Origin of the sequence: Peribacillus muralis (assembly GCF_001439925.1) — a bacterium.
Lineage (GTDB): Bacteria > Bacillota > Bacilli > Bacillales > DSM-1321 > Peribacillus > Peribacillus muralis.
Window position 1 is genome coordinate 318,976 of record NZ_LMBV01000001.1, and the last position, 12,367, is coordinate 331,342.

Here is a 12,367-nt window from a genome sequence, read left to right on the forward strand (position 1 = left end):
TCCAGAGACGGTACGTGAATCCCTCGGCTTTTAGCCTGCAGGGTGTAACGTAGACACGCATTTCCCGCAGGAGTGCCGCGCCTTTCGTTTCATTCCACTTTGGGTGAACAGATGGAATCCAGATTGTCGGCGAGTAATGGTACGAAAAGTATGTGAAAAGCGACACCAATTGCGTGGGAAAAGCGCAAAGTTTACGACAAGCGGCCTCAAATTCGATGCAAAACCCGAGCTCGCGATTAAAATGGCTAAATACGCGGGTAACTTGTACCTTAGACCGTTTCATTCCACTCAGCGTGAATACGAAGATGGAATCTTGATTACCTATCGTTTTGGACTACTGTACTAAGCCTGTTGCATTCACTTTGGATGAAAACTAAATTAGATCTGTGAGTGCCTAAAGTATTGGAGGAACAGAACTTTGCTTTGGTCGATCATTTTCTACCTTGTTGGATGGTTGGTACTTTATTCGTTCAATCAAATGTAGGAACGGGGTGATTAAACGGAAAGGGGGAAAAGAATATTGTTCGTAAAGAAAAAACTAGAGAGGTAAGGATGTTCAAATGAAAACAAAAGTGGTTCAAAATGAGATGATTCGAAAGCGAAGCAACCTTATTTTTCATTCTAAAAATAGGCACAAAAAAAACGATCCGGATGGATCGTTTAATTTTTTGTCATTATGCGTTAAGAGCGTTAAGTCTTTTCGCTAAACGAGATTTTTTACGGGCTGCCGCATTTTTATGGATTAATCCTTTAGATGCAGCTTTGTCTAATTTCACAGCAGCTGTTAATAGAGCTTCTTTAGCAGCTTCAACGTTTTCACCAGCTAATGCAACTTCAGCGTTTTTCACTGTAGTACGCATAGTAGATCGAACTGTAATGTTTTGTACGCGTTTTTTGTCGTTGGTTTTCACACGTTTAATAGCAGATTTAATGTTTGGCATTCCGTTCACCTCCTATAAAGAAATCGAGATTATATGAACTCGACTTTTCAAATCCATATCAAATAGCACAAGTGATATTCTATCAGACTGCTCATGAATATGCAATACTTCAGATTGAGAATCGAAAAGGAATTATAATTTCAGGAATAAATTCATCTCGTCATATTTCATTGTACCAAAAAAATGAATAATAAAAAAGCAAAAACGACAGAATGTTTAAGAGAGACTATGGAAATTACTAGATTGGATTACAATTCTAACAGCAGGAGGGCGCTATGGAAAATCATTTGGACCTTAGTGGATACGGAATTAGGACGGATTTGGCAATCGAAGCAAAGGAAATTGCCCTTGAACATAAAGGTGTCATTGAGGAAGTGGATGTATCCCATATCGAAGGGGTCATCATTAAGGAAAAAGAAGTGGATGACTTGAAGGTATCCTTGGTGGAGGTCACGGCTGCAGGGGAAAAGGAGATTGGCAAAAAACAAGGCAGCTATTTGACCATCGAGGTTCAGGGGATCCGCCAACAGGATACGGATACGCAGCAACGGGTGGAGAAAGTATTTGCCAATGAACTGGCTTACTTCCTGAAACGGAATAAAATCACGAAGGAAAGCAGCTGCTTAGTCGTTGGGCTTGGTAATTGGAATGTAACTCCTGATGCTCTGGGACCTGCAGTCATTGAGAATCTTGTCGTCACGAGGCATTTGTTCGAGTTGCAGCCTGAGTCCGTGAAAGAAGGGTACCGGCCAGTCAGTGCAATTTCCCCAGGTGTAATGGGGATTACGGGAATCGAGACGAGTGACATCATAAAAGGGGTCATCGAGAAAAGTAAACCGGATTTCCTGATTGTCGTGGATGCCTTGGCTGCCCGCTCGATCGACCGTGTTAATTCTACGATCCAAATCACCGATACCGGCATACATCCAGGTTCTGGTGTCGGGAATAAACGAAAAGAGCTGAGCCAGGATACATTGGGAGTTCCCGTCATAGCGATAGGGATTCCGACGGTCGTCGATGCCGTATCCATTGCCAGTGATACGATCGATTATATTTTGAAGCACTTTGGCAAGGAATTGAATGAAGGGGACAGACCTTCACGTTCATTGGCACCTGCAGGATTTAGTTTTGGCAAGCGTACAAAGCTGACCGATGAGGACATGCCAGGGGAAAAGGAACGCCAAACCTTCCTCGGGATGATAGGGGTCCTTCCTGATGACGAGAAACGGAAATTGATCTATGAAGTGCTATCACCGCTCGGTCAAAATTTAATGGTTACACCGAAAGAAGTCGATGTTTTCATTGAGGATATGGCCAATCTGATCGCGAATGGGTTGAATGCAGCACTGCATGAATCAATCAATCAAGATAATACGGGATACTACACCCGCTGAATCATTTTTGTGCCCAAAAATGGTGTTCTACCCTTTCTAGCAAAGTCATACGTATTAATAGACAAGCTATAGAGAGGGTGGAAGGATGAAAAGAAGAAATTCCCCAGGAATCATAACAGCTGTTCACGGTTCAACAATAATAAAAACTTTTCTAGGTATTCTCGCCTTGCTTCTTTTTGTTTTTTCAATCAGTGGGGTCATGACTTCCTTGAGACCGGAGTATCGGATATCTTCTAATTCGGTACATACCGTAGCCAATCAATTTTCAGGGAAAATGCTGTTCGCGATGATGGCCAATGAAAATCAATATTTTTTTAACGCATTGCCGGAGGGCAAACAAGAATCGGTGATTACGGATCAATTGATAAAAGTTTCAACCAACATATCATTGGAAGATCCGCGGAGTTTGCTTGGCCGGGAGCTTCCTGGATTCTCGATTTTTGATAATGAAATTCTCGTGGCTGGTGAAGGAACGAATTATACGAATATGCCGTATGAATCGTCGCCGCCCGTGGACGTATTGAATGAAGAAAGAGATGCATCGCTGCAAAACCTGGATGAGATCGAAGAACCGGAAAAAGGGGATGTCAGCAAGCCTAATCAAACGACCAATGGGCGCAAAGTGGTCGAGATTTATCATAGCCACAACAGGGAATCGTATCTTCCTTACTTAAAGGGTGTGACCAATCCGAATCTAGCCTATCACTCTCAAATCAATATAACGAAACTTGGGGAACGAATGGTCGAAGATCTCGCTGATAAAGGAATTGGTTCCTCACTCGATAAAACCGATATCATGGGCAATTTGAATAACAAAGGCTTGAATTACAATAAATCCTATCAAGAATCTCGTAAATCTGTTCAGACGGCGTTGGCCACTAACAAGGATTTGGAATATCTCGTTGATATACACCGTGATTCAAAACGCAAAAAAGATACGACCATTACGATTAACGGCAAGCAATTTGCAAAAATCGCCTTCGTGATTGGCGGTAATAATCCGAACTATGAAAAAAATGCCGCGCTTGCGAATAAACTTCATATCGCGCTGGAAAAAAAATACCCTGGCCTTTCCCGAGGACTTATGAAACAGGGTGGTACTACCCATAATGGTATATATAATCAGGATTTATCCGGCAATGCCATGCTCATTGAAATTGGCGGAGTCGATAATACCTTCGAGGAAATGTATTTAACTGTCGATGCCTTCACCGATGTTTTCAGCGAGCTTTATTGGGATGCCAAGGCTGTGGATAAAACGTCCGGGGAATCAGAAGCGCAGTAATTGGAAAGGAGAGCTCCATCATGGTTCGATTTTGGTTGAAATGTACAGGAATTGTACTCGTATTATTTTTAGGCGTTCTGATTGGGATGCAGCAGGCGAACGATGGGATGAAGAAAATGAAGGGGTACGAAGACCCGTCCTTGAATAGTGCATTCATGATAAACCAATCGGACCAAGGGGAAATGGAAGCGGATATTCTTGGCGAAAAGGTAACAAGTCATGATTTGGAGACGAAAAAAGAAAAGCTTGAAGAGATGAAAGCTTTCAATTTTTTCTCCTCGATCGGTAAAACGCTTGGTGACACCATCTCAGGTGCCTTTCAGGCGCTTATAGATATGATTTAGTTGAGTGAGCATATCAAAAGGGGTTCGGGATTTTCAAATTCCGAACCCCTTTTGTATGCCTTTTTTTTATGGTTTGCCTTACAATGATGCTTCTTTTGTAACTATTCTGTTGAATCTTGCATTTTCTATTGATATAATAAAAAATAGTGTATTGTGTCGACTAGTGGGAGTGAACGTCATGAATAGAGAAGAAAAATTAAAAAGACAATCGAAGATCCGTAACTTTTCCATCATCGCTCATATTGATCATGGTAAATCTACATTGGCGGATCGCATCATTGAAAAAACGAACGCCATGACTCAACGTGAAATGAAGAGTCAATTGTTGGATTCCATGGATTTAGAGCGCGAGCGTGGAATAACGATTAAGCTGAATGCAATCCAATTGAAATATAATGCGAAAGATGGCGAAGAGTATATTTTCCATCTTATTGATACACCTGGACATGTCGATTTCACGTATGAGGTTTCAAGAAGCCTTGCCGCGTGTGAAGGTGCTGTTCTTGTTGTCGATGCGGCTCAGGGCATTGAAGCCCAAACGCTGGCAAATGTGTATTTGGCTTTGGATAACAATCTGGAAATCATTCCGGTCATCAATAAGATCGACTTGCCAAGTGCCGACCCGGAGAGGGTTCGTGGAGAAATTGAAGAAGTAATCGGCTTGGATGCTTCTGATGCCGTTCTGGCTTCGGCTAAAGCGGGAATTGGAATCGAGGAGATTTTGGAGCAGGTGGTTGAACTGGTTCCAGCACCACAGGGAGATCCGGACGCCCCTTTCAAGGCGCTGATTTTCGATTCACTGTTTGATGCATACCGCGGAGTCGTTGCTTATATCCGCGTTGTCGAAGGTTCGATAAAAGTGGGCGACAAAATCAAAATGATGTCCACAGGCAAGGAATTCGATGTTACCGAATTGGGTGTCTTCAACCCTAAGACCCAGCTTTTGGGTGAACTGAACGTCGGTGATGTAGGTTTCCTTACGGCAGCCATTAAAAACGTAGGTGATACGACTGTTGGTGATACGATTACAAGTGCCGTGAATAGCGCGACAGAACCGCTTCCAGGTTACCGTAAGATGAATCCGATGGTGTATTGCGGGTTATACCCAATTGACGCATCGAAATTCAATGATCTTCGGGATGCTTTGGAAAAGTTGGAATTGAACGATTCAGCGCTTCAGTTCGAAGCGGAATCATCGCAAGCATTGGGCTTTGGCTTCCGCTGCGGGTTCCTTGGACTTCTTCATATGGAAATCATCCAGGAGCGGATTGAACGTGAATTCAAAATTGATTTGATTACTACGGCGCCGAGCGTTATATATGATGTGGTTCAAACAGACGGTGCAGTTCTAAAGGTGGATAACCCATCCAATATGCCTGACGCACAAAAGATTGAACGAGTCGAGGAGCCGTATGTAAAAGCGACAATGATGGCACCGACGGAATTTGTCGGAACAATCATGGAAATTTGTCAAAATAAACGCGGAAACTTCATTGATATGGAATATATCGATGAAACGCGTGTGAGCATTCATTATGAAATACCATTATCGGAGATCGTGTATGATTTCTTCGATCAATTGAAATCGAATACTAGGGGCTATGCTTCTTTCGATTATGAGTTAATCGGCTATCAACCGTCCAAGCTTGTGAAGATGGACATCTTGCTTAATGGCGAAACCGTCGATGCATTGAGCTTTATCGTTCATAAGGATTTTGCCTATGAACGCGGTAAAGTCATTGTGGAGAAGTTGAAGAAATTGATTCCAAGACAACAATTCGAAGTGCCGATCCAAGCAGCTATCGGACAGAAAATCGTAGCCCGTTCCTCGATTAGTGCAATGCGCAAAAACGTATTGGCTAAATGTTACGGCGGCGATATTTCCCGTAAACGTAAGTTGCTCGAAAAACAGAAAGAAGGTAAAAAGCGGATGAAACAGGTAGGATCCGTTGAAGTGCCGCAAGAAGCTTTCATGGCTGTTTTGAAAATGGATGATACGACACCGAAGAAATAAAGAAAATAAAACGATAGAAGGGAAAAGAGGGTAGAGGAAATCTAGCCTCTTTTTCTATCGACTCATTCGATTAAAGGTTGTGAACACGATGATTAAAAGCGCCTATCTCCATATACCGTTCTGTGAACATATTTGTCATTATTGTGATTTTAATAAAGTATTCCTGCAAGGTCAGCCGGTCGACGAATATTTACAGATGATGAAAAGAGAAATGGTGATGCAGCTTTCCAAGTACCCGACAACGGAATTGGACACGGTTTTCGTCGGTGGAGGGACACCGACCTCGCTTAATGAAAAACAGCTCGCATACCTATGTGAAGCAATCAACGAAACCTTGCCATTTGACTCCAAAAAAGCAGAGTATACTTTCGAGGCTAATCCAGGGGACCTTTCGAGAGAAAAACTTGAGATTCTATACGATTCAGGTGTCAATAGACTTAGCTTTGGCGTGCAAAGCTTCAATGATGAGTTATTAAAACGGATTGGCCGGACTCACCGGGCTTCCGAGGTGTATGAAACGATTCAGTTGGCTCAAGAGGTCGGCTTTACGAATATTAGCATCGACTTGATTTACGGACTGCCTGGTCAAACGATGGCCGATTTTCAGGATACGCTTGATAAAGCCCTTGCCCTTCAATTGCCGCACTATTCCAGCTACTCATTGATCGTTGAGCCGAAGACGGTTTTTTACAATCAGATGCGCAGGGGAAAATTAAATCTGCCGCCGCAGGAGCTCGAGGCGTCAATGTATGAGAGGCTCATGGAAGAGATGGAGAAGCATGGTATCCATCAATATGAAATAAGTAATTTTGCCAAAGCGGGTTTTGAAAGCCGACACAACCTGACTTATTGGGATAATGTGGAGTATTATGGGATTGGTGCTGGCGCTCATGGTTATACTGGAGGAAAAAGGGTGGCCAATCATGGCCCGGTGAAGAAATATATCACACCATTGATGGCGAACCAGCTGCCTGTATTGGAGGAACATCCTGTCCCGCTTCATGAACAAATGGAAGAGGAGATGTTTTTGGGGCTCCGAAAAACGGAAGGCGTTTCATTGGTAAACTTCAAGAATAAATTTTCTGCTGAAATGACAGAGATTTTCCGGAAACCGCTTGAGGAAGAAGCGGCAAAGGGTCTTTTACTGGTCGAGGACGGCTTCGTCCGCTTGACCGAGAAGGGGAAGCTGCTTGGAAACGAAGTCTTCCAATCATTTTTAGGTGTCATCGATTTTGAATGAAAGAAATCCTTTAATATTTTCACGATGAATTGCGGGTTTTCTTTATTGACATCATAGGCTGCATTTGATAATTTATTAGTATATTAGCACTCAGAGAGACAGAGTGCTAACAGAGGTGATCAAACATGCTAACTGATCGTCAATTATTGATTCTACAAGTGATTATCGAGGATTTTATCCATTCTGCCCAGCCAGTCGGGTCACGAAGCTTGTCGAAGAAAGATGAAATTACGTTCAGCTCTGCCACAATCCGAAACGAAATGTCTGATCTTGAAGAAATGGGGTTTTTAGAAAAAACCCATACATCTTCCGGGCGGATTCCTTCTGAAAAAGGGTATAGATATTATGTAGATCATTTACTTTCTCCTCAAGCTCCGAAAAAGAATGAAATGAAATTATTGAAGTCCGTTTTTGTAGAACGAATTTATGAACTGGAAAAGATCGTTCAGAAGTCAGCAAAAATTCTATCAGAACTGACGAATTATACGGCGATTGTACTCGGGCCGAAAGTGAATGAACATAAGCTCAAAAAAATCCAGATCATTCCCTTGAGCCCTGAGACAGCCATTGCGATCATCATTACCGATACAGGTCATGTGGAAAATCGAATGATTTCCTTACCTCCTTCTTTCGATATCAACGAAATCGAAAAGATGGTGAACATATTGAATGCCCGTTTGGTCGATGTTCCGCTAACAGACCTGAAAGATAAAATCTATAAGGAAGTGGCCGTTCTGTTGAGCCGCCATATCCAAAACTATGGATCGATGGTTTCGGTCCTGGCGGATACCCTGACAGATACAAAACCCGAAAAAATATTTTTCGGCGGGAAAACGAATATGCTGAGGCAGCCGGAGTTTCATGATATTGCTAAAGTAAGCACACTTTTATCAATGATTGAACAGGAACAAGGGTTTTATGAACTCATTACCCAAAATCCAACAGGCATCCACGTCAGGATTGGCCGTGAAAACCAAAACACGGTGCTCGATGACTGCAGTTTGATAACGGCAACCTACTCAATCGGCCAGGAGCAAGTCGGCACATTAGCCATATTGGGTCCAACGAGGATGGAATATTCGAGGGTGATCAGCTTGCTTTCGTTTTTCTCGAGGGATTTGACGACCCTGATGACAAAACTGTATCAAAAATAGGAGCAAAGGTAATATTGTTAAGGTGGCGGAGGGTCATAATCCCGCTGCCTGGCATAATACTTTAGCATAAATTGTATAACCCTTTTAGGGAGGTGAGATTGTGACAGAAAATAAAAACGAAGAACAAACATTGGAAAATGAAACAATCGAAGAAAACGCAGCAGAAGCGGTTTTCGCTGAAGAAGAAATTCCAGCGGAGCAAAACCAGGATTCGGTTGAAAAGGATGAGCTTCAATTGGCTCAGCAAAAGATTGCCGAGCTCCAGGCAAAAATCGAAGAAATGGATAACCGTTATCTTCGTCTGCAGGCTGATTTTGATAATTCAAGACGCCGTGCCAAGCTTGATATGGAGGCGGCTCAAAAATATAGAGTTCAAAGTATTGCTGGCGATTTAGTGGAAGCTCTTGATAATTTTGAAAGAGCTACAAAAATCGAAGCGGAAAATGAACAAACGAAATCCCTGCTTTCGGGCATGGAAATGGTTTACAAAACGATTACAGATGCATTGGCCAAAGAAGGCATCGAGCCGATCAGCTCGGTCGGTGAAGAATTCGATCCGCGTTTGCATCAAGCGGTCATGCAAGTTCAAGATGAAAACTTCGGGTCTAACATTGTCGTTGAGGAATTCCAAAAAGGATATCTCCTTAAGGATCGAGTGATTCGCCCTGCAATGGTGAAAGTGAACGAATAAGAATATTACATATAATTTTTGGGAGGTAGTGAAACTATGAGCAAGATTATTGGTATTGACTTAGGTACAACAAACTCTTGTGTATCTGTACTTGAAGGCGGGGAACCAAAAGTAATCCCGAATCCAGAAGGAAACCGTACAACTCCATCCGTAGTGGCATTCAAAAATGGAGAAAGACAAGTAGGGGAAGTGGCAAAACGTCAAGCCATCACAAACCCGAACACGATCATCTCCATTAAGCGTCATATGGGTACGAACCATAAAGAAGTAATTGAAGGAAAAGAATACTCCCCTCAGGAAGTTTCAGCAATCATTCTTCAATACTTGAAATCCTACGCTGAAGAGTATCTAGGCGAAAAGGTTACGAAAGCGGTCATCACTGTACCTGCTTACTTCAACGATGCAGAACGTCAAGCGACTAAGGATGCTGGACAAATTGCCGGTCTTGAAGTGGAACGTATCATCAACGAACCGACAGCGGCAGCGCTTGCTTACGGTTTGGATAAAACGGAAGAAGATCAAACGATCCTTGTTTTCGACCTTGGTGGCGGAACATTTGACGTATCAGTCATGGAACTTGGCGACGGTGTATTCGAAGTTAAATCCACTGCTGGTGACAACCGTCTAGGTGGAGATGATTTCGACCAAGTGATCATCGATTACTTAGTGGAAGCATTCAAAAAGGAAAATGGAATCGATCTTTCCAAAGACAAAATGGCCGTTCAACGTTTGAAAGATGCAGCTGAAAAAGCGAAAAAAGATCTTTCCGGTGTAACTTCCACACAAATTTCATTGCCATTCATCACGGCTGGGGATGCTGGCCCGCTTCACTTGGATGTAACATTGACTAGAGCTAAATTCGATGAGCTTTCTTCAAGCCTTGTCGAACGCACAATGGGACCTACTCGTCAAGCGATGAAAGATGCAGGCCTATCAGCTTCTGAAATCGATAAAGTCATCCTTGTTGGTGGATCTACTCGTATTCCAGCAGTTGTAGAAGCAATCAAAAAGGAAATCGGTCAAGAACCAAGCAAAGGCGTAAACCCTGATGAAGTAGTGGCCATGGGTGCTGCAATCCAAGGTGGCGTATTAACAGGAGATGTTAAAGACGTCGTTCTTCTTGACGTAACTCCACTTTCACTTGGAATTGAAACGATGGGCGGAGTATTCACGAAATTGATCGACCGTAATACAACGATTCCAACAAGTAAATCACAAGTATTCTCAACTGCGGCTGATAACCAAACGGCTGTTGATATCCACGTTCTTCAAGGTGAGCGCCCAATGTCAGCAGATAACAAAACGCTTGGTCGTTTCCAATTGAGTGACATTCCACCGGCACCACGTGGAGTTCCACAAGTTGAAGTTACATTTGACATCGATAAAAATGGTATCGTAAACGTTCGTGCGAAAGATCTTGGCACAAACAAAGAACAAGCAATCACGATCAAATCATCTTCAGGTCTTTCTGATGAAGAAATCGATCGCATGGTACGCGAAGCGGAAGAAAATGCTGATAGCGATAAGCAACGTAAGGAAGAAGTGGAGCTTCGCAATGAAGCGGATCAATTAGTCTTCCAAACGGAAAAAACGCTTAAAGACCTAGAAGGAAAAGTGGACGAAGCGGAAGTGACGAAAGCTAACGAAGCGAAGGATGAACTGAAAGCTGCAATCGAGAAAAATGAGCTTGAAGAAATCCGCGTGAAAAAGGACGCATTGAACGAAATCGTTCAGGCCTTGACAATGAAGCTTTATGAAGAAGCGGCAAAAGCCCAACAAGCTGGTGAAGCTGGTGCAGGCGAAGCCGGTGCAAAAGACGATAATGTCGTTGATGCAGAATACACAGAAGTTAACGAAGAAGAGAAAAAATAAAAAGTGACCCATCCGGGACGCTGATATATATGGCAGTGTTTTCGGCCTGTCATTGTAGAAAAGTCAAAGTCAGGTTATCTTGACTTTGGCTTTTTTATAATGAATCATACCCGTCGCTTGGGGAAACATGCGATTATCGAAAAAAATCGTGTGCAAATCGGGGCTGGCGATAGCATTTGCAAAAAAGTGTCAAAGCCGTTTGCACTTTTCTAGTTGATTATTAGCTTTGTTCAGTGATAATATTACCTTTATGTGAATCGAATCGGGAGTGGATTTTAGATATGAGTAAACGTGATTATTATGAAGTGTTAGGCCTTTCGAAGAGTGCTTCAAAGGATGAAATCAAAAAAGCGTATCGCAAGCTCTCCAAACAATATCACCCTGATATTAATAAAGCGGACGATGCTGCGGATAAGTTCAAGGAAATTAAGGAAGCTTACGAAGTATTGAGTGACGAACAAAAAAAGGCCCATTATGATCAATTCGGTCATACTGATCCGAACCAAGGATTTGGCGGTCAGGACTTCGGCGGTTTCGGCGGCTTTGAAGACATTTTCAGTAGTTTTTTCGGCGGCGGCGGACGCAGGAGAGACCCTAATGCACCGCGTCAAGGAGCAGATTTACAGTATACGATGACGCTTTCGTTTGAAGAGGCGGCCTTCGGAAAAGATACCGAAATTGAAATTCCGCGTGAAGAGGACTGTGATACATGTAAAGGCTCGGGCGCCAAACCAGGGACTAAAGTGGAAAACTGTTCACATTGCCAAGGAACCGGTCAATTGAATGTAGAGCAAAACACGGCGTTCGGGAGGATTGTGAACCGGAGAGCATGTCACCATTGCCAAGGAACAGGGAAAATCATTCCACACAAATGTTCAACATGTGGCGGCGATGGAAAAGTTCAAAAACGCAAAAAGATCCAAGTCAAGGTGCCGGCCGGAATTGATGATGGCCAGCAGCTGCGTGTAACCGGTCAAGGGGAACCTGGAATCAATGGTGGCCCAGCTGGCGATCTATATGTCGTCTTCCATGTGCGCAGCCATGAATTCTTCGAGCGGGATGGCGATGACATTTATTGTGAAATGCCGGTCACGTTTGCCCAGGCAGCATTAGGCGATGAAATAGAAGTTCCGACGCTTCACGGAAAAGTGAAGCTGAAGATTCCTGCCGGTACACAAACAAGCACGCGTTTCCGTTTAAAAGGCAAAGGTGTCCCGAATGTCAGGGGATATGGTCAAGGAGACCAGCATGTTGTCGTATTGGTGGTCACACCTAAAAAATTGACGGAAAAACAAAAGGACCTGCTTCGTGAGTTCAGTGATATCAGCGGTCAACCAGGTATAGATGAACAAGAGGACGGTTTTTTCTCAAAAGTGAAGCGCGCTTTTAAAGATAGGTGAATTAAAGTAAAAGAAGAAATTGGGAGTTGGTA

General features: G+C 43.1%; 10 protein-coding genes. 9 read left to right on the plus strand and 1 reads right to left on the minus strand.

Annotation, left to right across the window (positions count from 1 at the left end):
* Positions 1–674 precede the first annotated feature (674 nt).
* Positions 675–941 carry a 30S ribosomal protein S20 gene (rpsT, locus tag ASU00_RS01530; protein WP_057911675.1) on the minus strand — a complete coding sequence of 89 codons (267 nt, stop codon included), beginning with the start codon at positions 939–941 and terminating at the stop codon, positions 675–677.
* Between the two features lie 275 nt (positions 942–1,216).
* Here rpsT and gpr point away from each other — a divergent pair, with 275 nt between their 5' ends.
* The 9 genes from gpr to dnaJ all read left to right on the plus strand — a co-directional run bounded on the left by gpr (position 1,217) and on the right by dnaJ (position 12,335).
* A complete protein-coding gene (gpr, locus tag ASU00_RS01535) occupies positions 1,217–2,335 on the plus strand; it encodes a GPR endopeptidase (RefSeq protein ID WP_057911676.1) in 1,119 nt (372 codons plus the stop codon).
* A gap of 85 nt (positions 2,336–2,420) precedes the next feature.
* On the plus strand, positions 2,421–3,620 hold the full coding sequence (gene spoIIP / locus ASU00_RS01540; protein WP_057911677.1) for a stage II sporulation protein P: 1,200 nt from the start codon (positions 2,421–2,423) through the stop codon (positions 3,618–3,620).
* A gap of 20 nt (positions 3,621–3,640) precedes the next feature.
* A complete protein-coding gene (locus ASU00_RS01545; RefSeq protein ID WP_057911678.1) occupies positions 3,641–3,964 on the plus strand; it encodes a YqxA family protein in 324 nt (107 codons plus the stop codon).
* Between the two features lie 178 nt (positions 3,965–4,142).
* Positions 4,143–5,978, plus strand: coding sequence for a translation elongation factor 4 (gene lepA, locus ASU00_RS01550; protein WP_057911679.1), 1,836 nt, complete (start codon positions 4,143–4,145; stop codon positions 5,976–5,978).
* Between the two features lie 88 nt (positions 5,979–6,066).
* Entirely contained in the window at positions 6,067–7,218 is a 1,152-nt protein-coding gene (hemW, locus tag ASU00_RS01555; protein WP_057911680.1) for a radical SAM family heme chaperone HemW, read from the plus strand.
* A gap of 125 nt (positions 7,219–7,343) precedes the next feature.
* Positions 7,344–8,372: a heat-inducible transcriptional repressor HrcA gene (hrcA, locus tag ASU00_RS01560; RefSeq protein WP_057911681.1), complete on the plus strand. Its 1,029-nt coding sequence runs from the start codon at positions 7,344–7,346 to the stop codon at positions 8,370–8,372.
* Positions 8,373–8,472: 100 nt separating this feature from the next.
* The gene (grpE, locus tag ASU00_RS01565; RefSeq protein ID WP_057911682.1) at positions 8,473–9,063 is read left to right on the plus strand and encodes a nucleotide exchange factor GrpE; all 591 of its coding nucleotides are present in this window, start codon (positions 8,473–8,475) and stop codon (positions 9,061–9,063) included.
* Positions 9,064–9,099: 36 nt separating this feature from the next.
* Positions 9,100–10,935: a molecular chaperone DnaK gene (gene dnaK / locus ASU00_RS01570; protein ID WP_057911683.1), complete on the plus strand. Its 1,836-nt coding sequence runs from the start codon at positions 9,100–9,102 to the stop codon at positions 10,933–10,935.
* A 281-nt stretch (positions 10,936–11,216) separates the two neighbouring features.
* Positions 11,217–12,335 (plus strand): molecular chaperone DnaJ, encoded by a 1,119-nt coding sequence (gene dnaJ, locus ASU00_RS01575; RefSeq protein WP_057911684.1) that lies wholly within the window; start codon positions 11,217–11,219, stop codon positions 12,333–12,335.
* The last annotated feature ends 32 nt before the right edge of the window (positions 12,336–12,367 follow it).